Source organism: Streptomyces akebiae (assembly GCF_019599145.1).
Lineage (GTDB): Bacteria > Actinomycetota > Actinomycetes > Streptomycetales > Streptomycetaceae > Streptomyces > Streptomyces akebiae.
Genome location: NZ_CP080647.1, coordinates 2,755,652 through 2,771,834 on the forward strand (window position 1 = coordinate 2,755,652; position 16,183 = coordinate 2,771,834).

Annotated in this window: 11 protein-coding genes; 2 read left to right on the forward strand and 9 right to left on the reverse strand. The window is 71.9% G+C overall.

The features are described 5' to 3' along the window. Nucleotides 1-13 precede the first annotated feature (13 nt). The 6 genes from hflX to miaA all read right to left on the reverse strand — a co-directional run bounded on the left by hflX (nt 14) and on the right by miaA (nt 8,267). The gene (hflX, locus tag K1J60_RS11840) at nt 14-1,513 is read right to left on the reverse strand and encodes a GTPase HflX (RefSeq protein WP_220646196.1); all 1,500 of its coding nucleotides are present in this window, start codon (nt 1,511-1,513) and stop codon (nt 14-16) included. Between the two features lie 199 nt (nt 1,514-1,712). Then, a complete protein-coding gene (locus tag K1J60_RS11845; RefSeq protein ID WP_220646197.1) occupies nt 1,713-3,194 on the reverse strand; it encodes a M1 family metallopeptidase in 1,482 nt (493 codons plus the stop codon). A gap of 145 nt (nt 3,195-3,339) precedes the next feature. Continuing rightward, complete coding sequence (locus K1J60_RS11850; protein WP_220646198.1) at nt 3,340-5,505, reverse strand: RelA/SpoT family protein; 2,166 nt, start codon at nt 5,503-5,505, stop codon at nt 3,340-3,342. Between the two features lie 298 nt (nt 5,506-5,803). Then, nucleotides 5,804-6,673 carry a diaminopimelate epimerase gene (dapF, locus tag K1J60_RS11855; RefSeq protein ID WP_220646199.1) on the reverse strand — a complete coding sequence of 290 codons (870 nt, stop codon included), beginning with the start codon at nt 6,671-6,673 and terminating at the stop codon, nt 5,804-5,806. A 22-nt stretch (nt 6,674-6,695) separates the two neighbouring features. Continuing rightward, nucleotides 6,696-7,220: a hypothetical protein gene (locus K1J60_RS11860; RefSeq protein ID WP_398684244.1), complete on the reverse strand. Its 525-nt coding sequence runs from the start codon at nt 7,218-7,220 to the stop codon at nt 6,696-6,698. 108 nt (nt 7,221-7,328) lie between these two features. Continuing rightward, nucleotides 7,329-8,267, reverse strand: coding sequence for a tRNA (adenosine(37)-N6)-dimethylallyltransferase MiaA (miaA, locus tag K1J60_RS11865; protein ID WP_220646201.1), 939 nt, complete (start codon nt 8,265-8,267; stop codon nt 7,329-7,331). A gap of 181 nt (nt 8,268-8,448) precedes the next feature. Here miaA and K1J60_RS11870 point away from each other — a divergent pair, with 181 nt between their 5' ends. Further along, nucleotides 8,449-8,736, forward strand: a complete 288-nt coding sequence (locus tag K1J60_RS11870; protein WP_220646202.1) for a hypothetical protein — start codon at nt 8,449-8,451, stop codon at nt 8,734-8,736. Nucleotides 8,737-8,760: 24 nt separating this feature from the next. After that, nucleotides 8,761-9,030 carry an antitoxin gene (locus K1J60_RS11875; RefSeq protein ID WP_220646203.1) on the forward strand — a complete coding sequence of 90 codons (270 nt, stop codon included), beginning with the start codon at nt 8,761-8,763 and terminating at the stop codon, nt 9,028-9,030. 97 nt (nt 9,031-9,127) lie between these two features. On the opposite strand, the gene K1J60_RS11880 is transcribed toward K1J60_RS11875, so the two are convergent. The 3 genes from K1J60_RS11880 to K1J60_RS11890 form a co-directional block, all read right to left on the reverse strand. After that, nucleotides 9,128-9,835, reverse strand: a complete 708-nt coding sequence (locus K1J60_RS11880; RefSeq protein WP_220646204.1) for a class III extradiol dioxygenase subunit B-like domain-containing protein — start codon at nt 9,833-9,835, stop codon at nt 9,128-9,130. A 124-nt stretch (nt 9,836-9,959) separates the two neighbouring features. Further along, on the reverse strand, nt 9,960-11,483 hold the full coding sequence (gene miaB / locus K1J60_RS11885; RefSeq protein WP_220646205.1) for a tRNA (N6-isopentenyl adenosine(37)-C2)-methylthiotransferase MiaB: 1,524 nt from the start codon (nt 11,481-11,483) through the stop codon (nt 9,960-9,962). Between the two features lie 53 nt (nt 11,484-11,536). Continuing rightward, a complete protein-coding gene (locus K1J60_RS11890) occupies nt 11,537-16,177 on the reverse strand; it encodes an FtsK/SpoIIIE domain-containing protein (RefSeq protein WP_220646206.1) in 4,641 nt (1,546 codons plus the stop codon). Between the last annotated feature and the right edge of the window lie 6 nt (nt 16,178-16,183).

Here is a 16,183-nt window from a genome sequence, read left to right on the forward strand (position 1 = left end):
CCCGACCGGATGGTCAGGCCGTCGTGGCCGTCGGGACGTACGGTGTCAGGTCGGCCGCCAGTTCCTCGTGCACCCGGGCCTTGAGCAGCGTGCCCTCCGGGGTGTGCTCCTCGGAGATCACCTCGCCCTCGGTGTGGGCGCGGGCGACGAGCTTGCCGTGGGTGTACGGCACGAGCGCCACGATCTCGACCGAGGGGCGCGGCAGTTCGTCGTCGATCAGGGCGAGCAGTTCCTCGATGCCCTGGCCGGAGCGGGCCGAGACCGCGATGGAGCGCTTCTCGATCCGCATCAGCCGCTGGAGCGTCAGCGGGTCGGCCGCGTCCGCCTTGTTGATCACCACGATCTCGGGCACGTTCGTGGCGCCCACGTCACGGATGACCTCGCGCACGGCGGCCAGCTGCTCCTCCGGGTCGGGGTGCGAACCGTCGACCACGTGCAGGATCAGGTCGGAGTCGCCGACCTCCTCCATCGTGGAACGGAACGCCTCGACCAGGTGGTGCGGCAGGTGGCGTACGAAGCCGACGGTGTCCGCCAGCGTGTACAGCCGCCCGCTCGGGGTCTCGGCCCGGCGCACGGTCGGGTCGAGGGTCGCGAACAGGGCGTTCTCGACCAGGACGCCCGCGCCCGTGAGCCGGTTGAGCAGGGAGGACTTGCCCGCGTTGGTGTAACCGGCGATGGCGACCGAAGGCACCTTGTTCCTGCGGCGCTCCTGGCGCTTGATCTCGCGGCCGGTCTTCATCTCCGCGATCTCCCGGCGCATCTTCGCCATCTTCTCGCGGATCCGACGCCGGTCCGTCTCGATCTTGGTCTCACCGGGACCACGGGTGGCGAGGCCGCCGCCCTTGCCGCCGCCCATCTGGCGGGACAACGACTGACCCCAGCCTCGCAGCCTCGGCAGCATGTACTGCATCTGCGCGAGCGCGACCTGTGCCTTGCCCTCTCGGGACTTGGCGTGCTGGGCGAAGATGTCGAGGATCAGGGCCGTACGGTCGATGACCTTGACCTTGACGACGTCTTCGAGGTGGATGAGCTGCCCCGGGCTCAGCTCACCGTCGCAGATGACCGTGTCCGCGCCCGAGTCGAGGACGATGTCCCGCAGCTCGTTGGCCTTGCCGGAGCCGATGTAGGTGGCCGCGTCGGGCTTGTCGCGACGCTGGATCACGCCGTCGAGCACGAGCGCGCCGGCGGTCTCCGCGAGGGCGGCCAGCTCGGCCAGCGAGTTTTCCGCGTCCCGCGAGGTTCCCGTGGTCCAGACACCGACGAGTACGACGCGCTCCAGGCGGAGCTGTCGGTACTCGACCTCGGTGACGTCCTCGAGCTCGGTGGAGAGGCCCGCGACACGGCGCAGGGCCGCGCGGTCGGAGCGGTCGAACTGGTCGCCGTCCCGCTCTCCGTCGATCTCGAAGCTCCAGGCGACGTCCTCTTCCATCAGGGCATCGGCCCGAAGACCTTCGGGGTTGTTCTGCGCGAAGGCGCGCTGTGCGGCCTGGGAAGGGGAAGAAGAGGAGGTCATTGGGTCCTTACGTCGATGGGGGATAGCGAAGGCGACGGATCTTCACGGATCCCGACCCGTCACCGGTGACAACGTCCGGGGCTTCCCGGGGATTCCCGGGAGGTGCCGTCGTCGACCCGAAGATGGTCGCACGGTACGCCCCGTCTCTTCACCGGGTTATTTCCCGTCCGCACGGGGGTCACACCCGTGCGGATCACGGTCATCGCTCGGCCGAGGCCTCCACCGGTGCCGACTTCCAGTCGGGGTGGCCCGGCATGGGCGGTGTCCTCACCTCGTACAGCCAGGCGTGGAAGAAGTCGCCCAGGTCCCGTCCGGCGATCCGCGAGGCGAGTTCCTGGAAGTCGGCGGTGGACGCGACGCCGTCCCGGTGGACGGTGACCCAGGCCCGCTGCAGCAGGGCGAAGGCGGGGGCGCCGATCTCCTGGCGCAGGGCGTAGAGGAAGAGGGCGGCGCCGTCGTAGACGTTCGCCCGGAAGATGCCGATCTTCTGACCGTTGCCGGGCTTCTTGGGCGCCGCCGGCGGTCCTCCGGCGGCGCGCCAGCGGTCGGAGGCGCCGTACGCGGCCTTCATGCGCGCCGCCACCGTCCGGCCCGCGGTCTCCTCGGCGTACAGGGCCTCGTACCAGGTGGCATGTCCTTCGTTGAGCCACAGGTCGGACCAGGTCCGGGGGCTGACGCTGTTGCCGAACCACTGGTGGGCGAGCTCATGGACCATGATCGACTCGACGTACCACTTGGGGTACTCGGGCCGGACGAACAGCGCCCTCTCGAAGAGCGAGAGCGTCTGGGTCTCCAGCTCGAACCCGGTCTGTGCCTCGGCGATCAGCACGCCGTACGTCTCGAACGGGTAGCGGCCGACCTTGCGCTCCATCCACTCGATCTGGGCGGGGGTCTTCGCGAGCCACGGTTCGAGCTTCTCCCGGTCCTTGGCGGGGACCACGTCGCGTACGGGCAGGCGGTGCGGTCCGGTCCGGTGCACGACGGCGGAGCGGCCGATGGAGATCTGGGCCAGTTCGGTGGCCATGGGGTGCTGGGTGCGGTAGGTCCAGGTGGTGGTGCCGGAGGCGCGGTCCGTGCCGGTGGCGAGACCGTTGGAGACGGCCGTGTAGCCGTCGGGGACGGTGACGCGGACGGTGAACATGGCCTTGTCGGACGGGTGGTCGTTGCAGGGGAACACGACGTGCGCCGCGTCCGCCTGGTTGGCCATCGCGAGTCCGTCGGCGGTCCGTACCCAGCCGCCCTCCACCTCGCCCGTGTAGACCGGGTCGCTGGTGTGCCGCACGGTGATGCGCGTCCTGCTCCCCTCGGGGAGCGGCGCCCGGGGTGTGATCACCAGGTCCTCCCCGGCGCCGGTGAAGGCGGCACGCGCCCCGTCCACCTCGACGGAGTCGACCTTGCCGTGGGCGAAGTCGAGGTTGATCCGCTCCAGCGGGGAGGTCGTCCGGGCGTCGATGGTGGTGACGGCGGTGAGCGGCTCGCGGTTGCTACCGGGGTAGGTGAAGTCGAGGTCGTACGACTGCACGTCGTATCCCGGGTTGCCGAGGTGCGGGAAGAGCCGGTCGCCGACGCCCAGCGGGACGGCGGGTGACGGGGCGCTCGCGGCGATCAGGCAGACGGAGACGGCGGAGGCGAGCAGCGCGGCCTGGACGCGGCGGCTCCTGGGGCGTGAGGTGAGCGGCATGGACCACCGCTACCAGCGCGCTCCCGCTCCGCGCGGCCGACGCGCGGCGGGCCCACCCGAACGAGCGGCCACCGTCCGCCGAGCCGGCCCGCCCGTCCCGGTCGGCTCAGTACGTCGGTGCAGTACATCGGCTCGGTACGTCGGCTCAGTACGCGGCGACCGCCTGGTGCTGGGCCCGGCCCACGTCGTACACGCCGGGCACGTTGCGCATCGCGCGCATCAGGGCCGGGAGGTGCGCGGCGTCCGGGAGTTGCAGTGTGTAGGTGTGGCGGACGCGCTGCTGGGTCGGGGGCTCGACGGTGGCGGTGACGATGTCGACGCCTTCGAGGGCGATGGCCTCGGTGAGGTCGGCCAGCAGGTGGGGGCGCTGGAAGGACTCGGCGACCAGGGTGACCCGGAACTCGGTGGTGTCGCCCCAGCGCACTTCGATCTCCGGGCGCCCCAGGCCCTTCATCCGTGTCACGGCGGCGCACGGGACACGGTGCACGGTCACCACTCCCCCGCGCACGGCGAACCCGGTGACCTCGTCGGGCGGTACGGGCGTGCAACAGCCGGCGAGACGGACGGTCGCCTCGGGCCTGTCGACGACGACCACGGCGCCGACGGAGTCGGAGCCGGCGGCGGGCTCGTCGAGGGCGGGGCGGAGGGCGGGCCCCTTGTCCTTGCGGCCGTCGTCGTGCTCCTCGTGCTCGTCGGCGGCGGGCGACGGGTGGGTGGCGAGCCAGCGCTGGATGGCGATGCGCGCGGCAGGCGTGTGGGCGTGCTCCAGCCACTCCCTGGAGGGCTCGGAGGCCGGGTCCTGGCCCATCAGGAGCTGGACGGTGTCGCCGTCCTTCAGGACCGTGCTGAGCGTCGCCAGACGGCCGTTGACGCGGGCGCCGATACAGGCGTGGGCGTCCTCGCCGTACTGCGCGTACGCCGCGTCCACGCAACTGGCGCCCTCGGGGAGCCCCAACGTGCCCCCGTCGGGCCGGAACACGGTGATCTCCCGGTCCTGGGCGAGGTCCTCGCGCAGGGTCGACCAGAACATGTCCGCGTCCGGTGCCGCCTCCTGCCAGTCGAGGAGCCGGGAGAGCCAGCCGGGTCGGGTGGGGTCGATGCGCTCGCCCTCGCCGTCGGTCCGCCGACCGTCGGGCTGTTCTTCCGCGGGAGTGGCGTACGGATTGCCGAGCGCGACCACGCCGGCCTCGGCGGCCTTGTGCATCTGGTGGGTGCGGATGAGGACTTCGGCGACCTGGCCGTCGCCGCGCGCGACGGCGGTGTGCAGCGACTGGTACAGGTTGAACTTCGGTACGGCGATGAAGTCCTTGAACTCCGAGACCACCGGGGTGAGGCAGGTGTGCAGCTCGCCGAGGACGGCGTAGCAGTCGGCGTCCTCGCCGACGAGGACCAGGATCCGGCCGAAGTCGGTGCCGCGCAGCCGTCCGCGTTTTCTGGAGACGCGGTGCAGGGAGACGAAGTGGCGTGGCCTGATGAGGACTTCGGCCTGGATGCCCGCCTCGCGCAGGACGCCGCGTACCTCGTCGGCGATCTCGGCGAGCGGGTCGCGGTCCTGTGCGGCGTTGTCCGCGATGAGTTGGCGGGTGAGGGCGTACTCCTCGGGGTGGAGGATCGCGAAGACGAGGTCCTCCAGCTCCGTCTTGAGCGCCTGCACGCCGAGTCGTTCGGCGAGCGGGATCAGGACGTCCCGGGTGACCTTGGCGATGCGTTCCTGCTTCTCGGGGCGCATCACGCCGAGGGTGCGCATGTTGTGCAGCCGGTCGGCGAGTTTGATCGACATCACGCGGACGTCGTTGCCCGTGGCGACGAGCATCTTGCGGAAGGTCTCGGGTTCGGCGGCGGCGCCGTAGTCGACCTTCTCCAGCTTGGTGACGCCGTCGACGATGAAGCACACCTCCGCGCCGAACTCCTCGCGCACCTGATCGAGGGTCACATCGGTGTCCTCGACGGTGTCGTGGAGCAGAGAGGCCGTCAGAGTCGTGGTCTCCGCGCCCAGTTCGGCGAGGATCAGCGTCACGGCGAGCGGGTGGGTGATGTACGGCTCACCGCTCTTGCGCATCTGACCGCGGTGCGAGGACTCGGCGAGGACGTACGCCCGGCGCAACGGCTCCAGGTCGGCGTCGGGGTGGTGGGCGCGGTGCGCCTCGGCGACGTGGCTGATCGCGTCGGGCAGCCGGTCGCGGGTCGTCGGGCCCAGGAGTGCGGCGCGGCCCAGACGGCGCAGGTCGATACGAGGTCGGCCCTTCCTGCGGTGCGCTGGTTGCGGCGCAGGGGCGGGCGATACGGCGGGGTTCGTGGCCTCCGCGCTCATGGGCACCTCCGGCTGCGTGGACCGGCGGACGGGTGCCCCAGGGCGTGCGGCGGCTCAGGGGACCGTGTCGTTCCCCCGTCCGTGCCGGTGCTTGATGCTACCGAGCCCATCACGCCCGTCCGACCGCCTCTCGCCGAGCGTGAAACGGATCACCCATTCGAGCGAAGGTTCCGAGGTTTACGATTTCGGGCCACCCCACCCCGGGTGCGCCATGGATTCGCACCCCTGAACACATGATGGGCTTGGATCTCCCTGGCGTCAGCGCAGCGGACGCCACCATCCCCAGCCCTACCACACCTCAACGCCCCGCGTTTTCCAGCCACTTGGCATCGATCTCGCCCTCGGCGACGATCACCGCGGGGCCTGTCATCTCGATCTCGCCGTCGGGCCGTTCGGTGATCACCAGTGTGCCGCCGGGCACGTCGACGGTGTAGGTCGCGGGGGTGCCGGTGACCGCCGGGTCGGCGCCGTCGCGCCGGGCGGCGGCCACGGCGACGGCGCACGCGCCGGTGCCGCAGGAGCGGGTCTCGCCGGAGCCGCGTTCGTGGACGCGCATCGCCACATGACGGGGACCCCGGTCGACCACGAACTCGACGTTCACGCCGTGCGGGTAGGCGGAGGCGGGACTGAAGGGGGGTGCCGAGAGGAGATCGCCGGCGTCCGCGAGGTCGTCGACGAACGCCACCGCGTGCGGGTTGCCCATGTTCACGTTGCGCGCGGGCCAGCTGTGCTCGCCGACGCTCACCGTCACGTCCCCCTCGGGGAGGCGGGCGCTGCCCATGGCGACGGTGACGTCACCGTCCTTGTCGATGTGGACCTTCTTCACGCCACCGCGCGTGGCGACGGCGAGGTCGCCCTCGGTGACGTGCCCGGCGTGCAGGAGGTAGCGCGCGAAGACCCGGACGCCGTTTCCGCACATCTCCGCGATCGAGCCGTCACCGTTGCGGTAGTCCATGAACCACTCGGCCTCGGCCGCCAGCGCCTTCGCCTCGGGGTGCGCGGCGGAGCGGACGACGTGCAGCACGCCGTCACCACCGATGCCCGCGCGGCGGTCGCACAGGGCGGCGACGGCGGCCGGGGGGAGGTCGATGGCGTTCTCGGGGTCCGGGACGATCACGAAGTCGTTCTCGGTCCCGTGCCCCTTGAGGAAGGCGATCCGCGTGCTCATTCCTCGATCGTACGCGGCCGCTCTAACGGAGCCGCGCCACCCGCCAGACGGCCAGGAAGGCCACCGCGGCCACGACCAGGGCGTAGGCGAGGACCAGGCGCCAGTCCGGGCGGCGGCCGGAGCCGCGGGCGGGCAGGCCGGGCCACGTGTAACCGACCCGGCGGGCGGCCATCATGCCCCAGCCGGCCGCGGTGGCGCAGATCAGCAGACCGAGCATGGCGACCACGGCGCCGCCGTCCCCGAACTCGAAGGCGAGTGGGAAGGCGAACATCAGGGAGCCGACGGCGGCGAGGCCCACGATCGGCGCGAGCTGCCAGAGCCGCAGCCTGCGCTGGGGACGCAGCTCGACCTCGACCTCCGGCCCGGACATCTCGTCCGGTTCCGGTCCGTCGTCGCTGACGCCGTCGGGGGTCTGGTCCTCCGGGCCGTCCGGGCTCAGCGGATCACCTTCGGAATCCAGTGCGTACCCCTCGGTAACCAGCTGGTCCGCGTCCTCCGCGGTGCCCTGCTCCATGCTTTGTGCGGTGTCGCGAGGGCCGGCCTCCATCGCCACGCGCCCTCCCAACTCGGACTCCACTTGGTCGATCGAAGCTCGATGATGGCACGCCCCCGGAGGCCGGGATGACCGCCGGGGCGACCCGATGCCATGACGTGATCAGGCTGTGACCGGTCGTTCGACCAACGCCAGTGCGAGCTGCGGGAGTTCCGTCAGGTCGGCGAGACCCCCCTTGAGCCAATGCACCCGGGGGTCACGCCTGAACCATGAATCCTGACGGCGCGCGAAGCGCTTGGTGGCACGCACGGTCTCGGCACGCGCCTCGTCCATGGTGCACTGCCCGGCGAGTGCCGCGAGAACCTGCTGATAGCCGAGCGCGCGTGAAGCCGTACGCCCCTTGCGCAACCCCTGCGCCTCCAGTGCGCGCACTTCTTCGACCAGTCCGGCGTCCCACATGCGGTCGACCCGGCGGGCGATGCGCTCGTCGAGTTCGGGCCGCGCCACGTCGACGCCGATCTGGACGGTGTCGTAGACCGCGTCATGGCCCGGCAGGTTCGCCGTGAACGGCTTTCCGGTGATCTCGATCACTTCGAGGGCTCGGACGATGCGGCGGCCGTTGCTGGGCAGGATCGCCTGGCCGGCCTCGGGGTCGGCTGCGGCGAGCCGGGCGTGCAGCGCGCCGGAGCCGCGCAGGGTCAGCTCCTCCTCCAGGCGGGCGCGGATCTCGGGGTCCGTCCCGGGGAACTTCAGGTTGTCGACGGCTCCCCTGACGTACAGCCCGGATCCGCCCACCAGGATCGGCCAGCGACCCTCGGCGAGCAGGGCGTCGATGCGGGCGCGGGCGAGCCGCTGGTACTCGGCGACGCTGGCGGCGGCCGTGACGTCCCAGATGTCCAGGAGGTGGTGCGGGACTCCGTCGCGCTCCTCGGGGGTCAGCTTGGCGGTGCCGATGTCCATGCCCCGGTAGAGCTGCATGGAGTCGGCGTTGACGACCTCGCCGCCGAGGCGCTGAGCCAGAAAGACGCCCAGATCGGACTTTCCGGCCGCGGTCGGTCCGACGACGGCGATGACCCGTGGAGGGGGAACTGCGTTACTCACTGCCCCAGTCTCGCAAATGTCGGGGCCCGTTCTCGAACGAGCTACGTGACGCGGGGGAGCCGGAGTCGTTGCGTGTTGCGTGTGCGCAGCGCCGGTTTCGAGTGCCGGCGACCCGGATGACGCAATCGGACGCTCCGGGAGAGCGCGGGAATTAACCCGCATGATTAGCATTGAGGTTGAAATGGGCGTTTTTTCACTTTTCCGTCGTAAGGCGAAGGACGCGGACGAGGCCGCCGTGACGGCGCCCGAGCCGGACGCCGAGACGGAGGCGGAGGAGCCGGACCAGGCGAAGGGAGCCACCGAGGCCGCCCAGCCGGAGGCCGAGAGCACGTCCGAGGCCGCGGCGGAGGCCGACGCGACCGAGCCGGTGGCGGAGGCCGTCGACGCGGCGGACGACGTGGAGATCCCCAAGCAGCAGACGGCCGATCAGGCGGCGGACAACGAGTCCAGTGAGAACGCCCGCAAGTGACTGCCCCGCGCGGGAAGGTGAATCATGCGTCTGCTGGATAACTTGAAAACCAGACTCTCCCCGGCCAAGGACAAGGTCTCGCACCTCGCTCAGAAGCATGAGGGCAAGATCCAGCACGGTCTCGACAGGGCCGCCCACACGGTCGACCGGAAGACCAAGGGCAAGTACAGCGACAAGATCCAGTCGGGCACGGGCAGGGCGAAGCACGCCATGGACCGACTCGCGCACCACGACGGCGGTCACACGCCGCCGACGCCGGGCGGCGGCGCCACACCTCCGCCTCCCGCTTCCTGAACACGCACATCGTCGGACGGCCGCGGAGTGTCTCGCTCCCGGCCGTCCGCCGTGTCCGGCCTCCCTATCCGGCCGACCGATCGCGCGGCGCCCCGGTCTACGACCAGGCGGCCACCAGGTAGCCCACGCCGTACGGCGCGTCGTCGTAGAGCAGGGTGCCGCGCAGACCCGTACCCTCCGCGGCGCCCGCGAGGATCTGCCAGGAGGCGCGCCCGGAGGCCTGCAGTTCGCGGGCGAGTCCGGTGTCCAGCGTCTTCAGAGCCTCGACGTCGGCGTCGGCGAGCGCCCGGGCGACCCGCGCGTCGAAACCGGCCGCGCGGTCGTCCAGGTACCCCGGGGCCTTCAGCGTGCGGCACGCGCTCGCGTCGCCCATCACCAGCAGAGCCACCCGCTCGGCCGCCCCGGCGACCTGCCGTCCTACTCGGGTACACCGCTCGACGGTGGTCGGTTCCGCCACCCCGAGCCCTTCCATGGGGGCATCGGCCCAGCCGGTGCGGTCGAGCAGCCAGGCGGCGACGGCGAGCGAGGCGGGCAGCCGCACCGCCGTATCGCCTTTTCCCCCGCGCCCGAGGCGGACGTCGAGGTCCACGCCGAAGCCCCGGAACGAGCCCCCGGAGCCTTCCGGATACGACGCGTCGCGTCCGGCGGGACCCACGACCACCAGCCGGTCGGGCCGGGCGGCGGCGAGCACTCCGAGCGCGTCCGCGCACGCGTCCCGCGCCGTGTCCAGCTCGGCCGCGGCACCGCCGGCGACCTCGGGCACGAGCAGGGGCGGGCAGGGGCAGACGGCGGCGGCGACAAGCATGATGCGCAGGGTAACTTCCGGGAGCGGGGGTGACGCACGCGCCCTTCAGGAGCGCGGGGAACTGCGCGAACTCCCCCCACGCACCGGCAGCCCGCGAGCAACCGTCAAGACCGAGCCGAACCCGCTACTGAACGGCCCCGCACCCACCGGTGGTAACCGTCGGCAGCGGCTCCGGGACCCCGATCTTCGGCAGCCCCAGCATCACCCCCGGCTTCTCCGCGGGCGCGGCGTTCCGCTTCTCCCAGGCGTCGCCCGACCGGGTCCGCCTTACGTCCAGGACCGTGCCCTCCGCCAGCAGGTGGTGCGGCGCGGCGTAGGTGATCTCGACCGTCACCACGTCGCCGGGGCGGACCTGCTGGTCCGGCTTGGTGAAGTGGACGAGACGGTTGTCGGGGGCACGGCCGGAGAGCCGGTGCGTGGCCCCGTCCTTGCGGCCCTCGCCCTCGGCGACCATCAGCTCCAGGGTGCGGCCGACCTGCTTCTTGTTCTCCTCCCAGGAGATCTCCTCCTGGAGGGCGACCAGGCGCTCGTAGCGCTTCTGGACGACCTCCTTGGGGATCTGGTCCTCCATGGTGGCGGCGGGCGTGCCGGGCCGCTTGGAGTACTGGAAGGTGAACGCCTGCGTGAAGCGGGCCTCGCGGACCACGTGCATGGTCTGCTCGAAGTCCTCCTCGGTCTCGCCGGGGAAGCCCACGATGATGTCGGTGGTGATGGCCGCGTGCGGGATGGACGCGCGGACCTTCTCGATGATCCCCAGGTAGCGCTCCTGGCGGTACGAGCGGCGCATGGCCTTCAGGACCGTGTCCGAGCCGGACTGGAGCGGCATGTGCAGCTGCGGCATCACGTTCGGCGTCTCGGCCATGGCCGCGATGACGTCGTCGGTGAAGTCGCGGGGGTGCGGGGAGGTGAAGCGGACGCGCTCCAGGCCCTCGATCCGCCCGCAGGCCCGCAGCAGCTTGCTGAACGCCTCGCGGTCGCCGATGTCGGAGCCGTACGCGTTCACGTTCTGGCCGAGCAGGGTGATCTCGGAGACGCCCTCGCCGACCAGGGCCTCGATCTCGGCGAGGATGTCGCCGGTACGGCGGTCCTTCTCCTTGCCGCGCAGGGCCGGGACGATGCAGAACGTGCATGTGTTGTTGCAGCCGACGGAGATCGAGACCCAGGCGGCGTAGGCGCTCTCCCGGCGGGTCGGCAGCGTGGAGGGGAAGGCCTCCAGGGACTCGGCGATCTCGACCTGGGCCTCGTCCTGGACGCGGGCGCGCTCCAGCAGGACGGGCAGCTTGCCGATGTTGTGCGTGCCGAAGACGACGTCCACCCAGGGCGCCTTCTTGACGATGGTGTCCCGGTCCTTCTGGGCCAGGCAGCCGCCGACGGCGATCTGCATGCCGGGGCGGGCGGTCTTCATCGGGGCGAGGCGGCCGAGGTTGCCGTAGAGGCGGTTGTCGGCGTTCTCCCGTACGGCGCAGGTGTTGAAGACCACGACGTCGGCGTTGCCCTCGCCCGCGTCCTCGGGCGCGCGGACGTATCCGGCGTCCTCCAGGAGACCGGACAGGCGTTCGGAGTCATGGACGTTCATCTGACATCCATAAGTACGCACTTCGTATGTCTTGACGCCCACTGCCTGACTCCGGTCGCTGCTGTTGGTCACTCCGTAAGCCTAAGGCAGCGCCCGGGGAGCCCTCGTCCCCAGGCGCTGCGGTCTCAGTGGTCCGTGTCGAGCACGGTCTCCGGGATCTGCACGTTGATCAGTTCGCCGGTGCGCTGGTCGACGGTGATGCCCCGGCCGGGTTTGCGACCGCGCAGGTGGGCGTGGGCGAGGCGGGCCCCGACGAAGTCGCCCTCCAGGACGCTCTGCGGGCCCAGGAGCACACCCTTGCGGTGCCGTTTCAGGGCGCTGAGCCAGCCCATCGCGCCCGTCATGGTCTCGGCGGTGGCGGCGATGACGATACCGATGCCGCGGTCCCGGCCGGACTGGGCCAGGGAGCGCAGGTTCTGGTCGATGTCCGGCAGGACGAACAGGTCGGCGTCGTCCACCATGACCACCCGGGGTCCGCCGCCCGCTTCCAGGGCCTCGGTGAACTCCTCGACCGTGGGTTCGGTCGCGGTGATCAGCCGTACGCCGGGGTGGCCCTCCAGGGTGCGCAGCGGCGACTCGCGCGGGGCGAGGATCACCAGGCGGGTGCCGGAGGCCAGCAGGGAGACGGCCAGGGCGGCCAGGGTCGTGCTGCGGCCGGAGCCGGGCGGGCCGACGACCGAGAAGGTGGGCGAGGCGTCCGCGAAGTCGACGCCGACCGGGGAGACGTCGTCGCCGCCGAGGCCGAGCAGGCCCCACATCGGCCGGCGGAGCTCCTCCCCCACCTTCTCGTAGGCGTCGGTGAACGTGACCTTCGCCGGCAGGGTGCCGATGCGGGCGGGGCGGCGGTCGGCCGGGAGTCCGGCGTCGCGGCGGGTGGCCTCGGCACCGATCCGGCGCAGTGCCTCGGCCTGCTCCTGGCCGGTGGCGCCGGGGGCGAGCAGGGCGACCTGGATCTCGGTGCCGCCGTCGGAGGTGAAGCCGCGGCCGGGGAGGACGAGGTCGGGGATGTCGCGCGCCCGCTTGCCGACCGCGTGGTAGTCGGTGCGGTCGTTCAGACGCAGCAGCAGTTTGTTGTCGTTGAGGGCGGTGGCCCGGCCGGACAGCAGGGCGCGTTCGGAGGTGGCGACGAGGTGGATGCCCGCCGCGGCTCCTTCCCTCAGGAGACGGTTGACCTGTTCGACCAGGCGTCCGCCGTTGTGGTCGGCCACGGCCTCGATCAGGGCGTCCCAGCCGTCGATGAACAGCATGATGTGGGCCGGGCGTTCCCCGGCGGCGACCAGTTCGCGCAGTTCGGTGAGGTTGCCGGCGTGATGGCGGGTGAGCAGTTCCTGACGGCGCTCCAGATCCGTGTCGAGCCTGGCGAACAGCCGCTCCAGGCGCTCGATGTCGCCACGGGGGACCACGGCCCCGGTGTTCGGCAGCACGCCCAGCGCGGTGAGCGCGCCGCCGGCGAAGTCGATGCCGTAGAGGTGGACGTCGGCGCTGGAATGGGCCCGGGCCAGAGCTCCGGCCATGGTGCGCAGCACCTGGGAGCGGCCGGAGCGCGGGACACCGACGACGTACAGGTGTCCGAACTCGGCGAGGTCGAGCCGGACCGGTAGCTGCGCCTGGGCCTCGGGGATGTCCGACAGCGCCCAGGAGACCGGGGCCGGCCGGGCGCCGCCGGTCTCGTCCGGCTGGGGCAGGTCGTCGATCAGGACCTGCTGGCCGAGCGCGGGCAGCCAGGGGCTGGGCTGCGGCACGCAGTCGGCGAGCCGGGCGGCCTCGGACAGAGCCTCCACCAGGGCGTTGAGGTCGTTGGGTGCCTCCTCGGCCATCAGGTCCGCCGGGTCCGCGCCCTGCTCGCCCGCGGGGGTTCCGGGCTGGGCGACGGCTCGGCCGAGGCGCTGCCAGTGGAGCGCGGTGCCCCAGATCCGGGCCTCCTCGGCCGCCTGCCGCTCCTGGTGGGCCCGGACCTCGGCGGACGGTTCGGCGACGGGTCTCGGGGTTCCGGCGTACGCGGTCTGGAAGGGGACGACGGTGCCATGGCCGAGCCGGGCGAGGGCACGGCCGGGGGTCGCCGGGGAGATGCTGACGGCGTCTTTGGTGTCGATGACGTCCATGCTCTCCGAGGAGTCGGTGACCCTCAGCGCGATGCGCAGGTTGGTGTTGGCCCGGATGTCGGAGTTGACGACTCCGGCGGGGCGCTGGGTGGCCAGGATCAGGTGGATGCCGAGGGAGCGGCCGCGCTGTGCGATGCCGACCAGGCCGGGGATGAAGTCGGGGATCTCCCGGTAGAGGGTGGCGAACTCGTCGATGACGATGACCAGGCGGGGCACGGGGGCCAGTTCGGGGGTGCGGCGGCGCATGCCCTGGTACTCGGGCAGGTCCTTGGCGCCGGCCTCGGCCAGGATGTGCTCGCGGCGGGTGAGTTCGGCGGACAGCGAGGTGAGGGCGCGCTGCACGAGGTGGCTGTCCAGGTCGGTGACCATGCCGAGGGTGTGGGGCAGGTCGACGCAGTCCTTGAAGGCGCTGCCGCCCTTGTAGTCGATCAGGACGAAGGTGAGTTCGTCGGGTCGGTTCATCGCGGCGAGGGAGGCCACGAAGGTCTGCAGCAGTTCGGACTTTCCCGAGCCGGTGGTACCGGCGACGAGTCCGTGCGGCCCGTCCTTGACCAGGTCGAAGGCGACCGGTCCGTCGTAGCCGGCGCCCAGCAGGACACCGGTGGAGGCCGGGCGCCGCGCCCAGCGTGCGGTGATCAGTTCGGCGTTCGGCTGCGGCAGTCCGAGGAGTTCCAGGAGTCCCACCTCGGTGGGCAGGCCCTCGGAGGCGTCGGGGGTGACGTCACGGATCGGTGCGATGCCCCGGGCGGCGCGCTCGCACCAGTCGGGCTCGACCAGGTCGGGGCGGATGTCGGTGATGTCGGGCTGTCCGGTGCGGCGCAGGGTCAGCCGGTGGTTCTCGTGGCGGACGACGGCGGTGCACTCCTCCGGCAGGAGCCGTTCCTCCTGGTCCAGGCAGAGCGGGAAGATCCGGACGCCGGGGCCCTCCTTGAGGATCGACACCACGCCCGGCACGTCACGCAGCCGTCGGGCGCCGTCCATGACGACGAGGACGTCCGGCTCGCTCAGCAGCGCCTTGCTCATGGTGGACTCGGCGGCCCGCTGGCGGGTGCGCAGGGTGGAGACCAGTTCGGCGACGCGGTTGGCGACCGTCTCGGGGTCGTTGCCGATGAGGGTGACGGCGCCGCCGCGGGTGCCGGGCAGGCCGTCGCGGGAGTGGGGCAGCCAGCGGGCCCAGTTCCAGGAGTCCTGGGAGCCCTTGTCGGTGAGGACGACGATCCGCAGGTCGCGCGGGGTGTGCAGGATGGCTGCCTGTGCGGTCATCCAGCGGGCCAGCGCCTGGACGGGTCCGGGCGCTCCGGCCAGTCCGACCACACCGCTGTCGACCAGGCCGACGCTGACGGGGGCGTCCGGGATCGTCCAGTGGACGGCGGTGTGGTTGTCCTCGCGGGCCGTGTCGTCGATGCCGAGCAGCGAGGGCTGGGGGGCGGTGCCGATGCGCAGGGCGAGGTGGTCCGGGTCGCCGCGCCGGCGCTCCCAGAGGCGTCGGCCGGGGCCGACCGCCCACAGGCCGGCGACCGCGGGGTCGGGTGCGCTCTCGGTGCGCAGCCGCCGCTCGGTGGCGACCTTCTCGCGGACGTCCTCCTCCAGGGAGGCCCGGCGCTGCCGGTAGACCCGGGAGCGCTCCTCGTAGTCCTTGCGTGCCTGGCGTCGTCCGCTGATGTAGTTCGCCGCCATCAGCACCGGCGAGAGGAACATGAAGATCAGGTAGAAGTACGAATTCCAGAACAGCATCATGGCCACGCCGAAGACCATCGGGGCGAGCGAGACCATCAGCGGGATCGGTCTGCGGGCCGGGGGGTCGGGCGGGCCAGGCAGCCGGAACCGTTCGGGTGCCAGGTGGGGCAGGATGCGCGGCGGCCGGTTGTAGTCGAGGCCGCCGCCGCCCTCGGACGGCACCACGGCGGCGTCCCTGGGGGTCGGCTCGGTCAGCCGCAGCAGATACTCACCGACCGACAACTCGGCTCCGACGGCCCACGGCTGCCAGCCGTCGGGGAGCGCCGGGCCCTCGGTCTCCGCCTCGGGCCCGCCGTCCTCTCCCTCGTCCTCCTCGTCCTGTTCGGCGAGGGGCAGCAACGGGGTGTCGGGCCGCCCCCGGTGCTCGGGCGGCTCCGGCACGGACAGCCGGGCGGGCCCGCCCTCGCGGAGCTCCACGACGGCCGAGCCGTCCGGGCGTACGGTCACCCGGATGCCCTCGGTCGGCAGGCCGCGGCCTTCGAGGGGCACGGCGGCGTCCTCCAGGGGGCCGATGCCGTGGGTGCCGAGGCCGAGGGGGTACACGCGTCCGGCGTCGGGGCCGCCCACCACCTGGAGCTCGACCACGGGGGCGTGGTCCAGCCGGTGCGGCTGCGGCATCGCGTCGCGCTCGGGGCCGTACGCGGTGACGGCCGGGGCGTGTGGGAGGCCCAGGGCGACGACGCTGCCGTCCATGAGCCGGGTGCCGGACAGCGGGGTGCCCGGCGCGAGGGGCTCGTCGCCGAGGAAGCAGGCGGGGGCGGGCCCGGGTGCGGGGAACGAGCCGTCGGTCTCGTCGGCGTCCCCGGCGCGCAGCCGGGCCAGGTGCGCGGCGACGTCCTCGACGGGGGTGCTGCCGGACGCGGTGAGCAGGACGTCCTGGCTGCTGCGGGAATCGCCGCCGTCGACTGTGGTGATGAGGAGTTTCACTTCTCC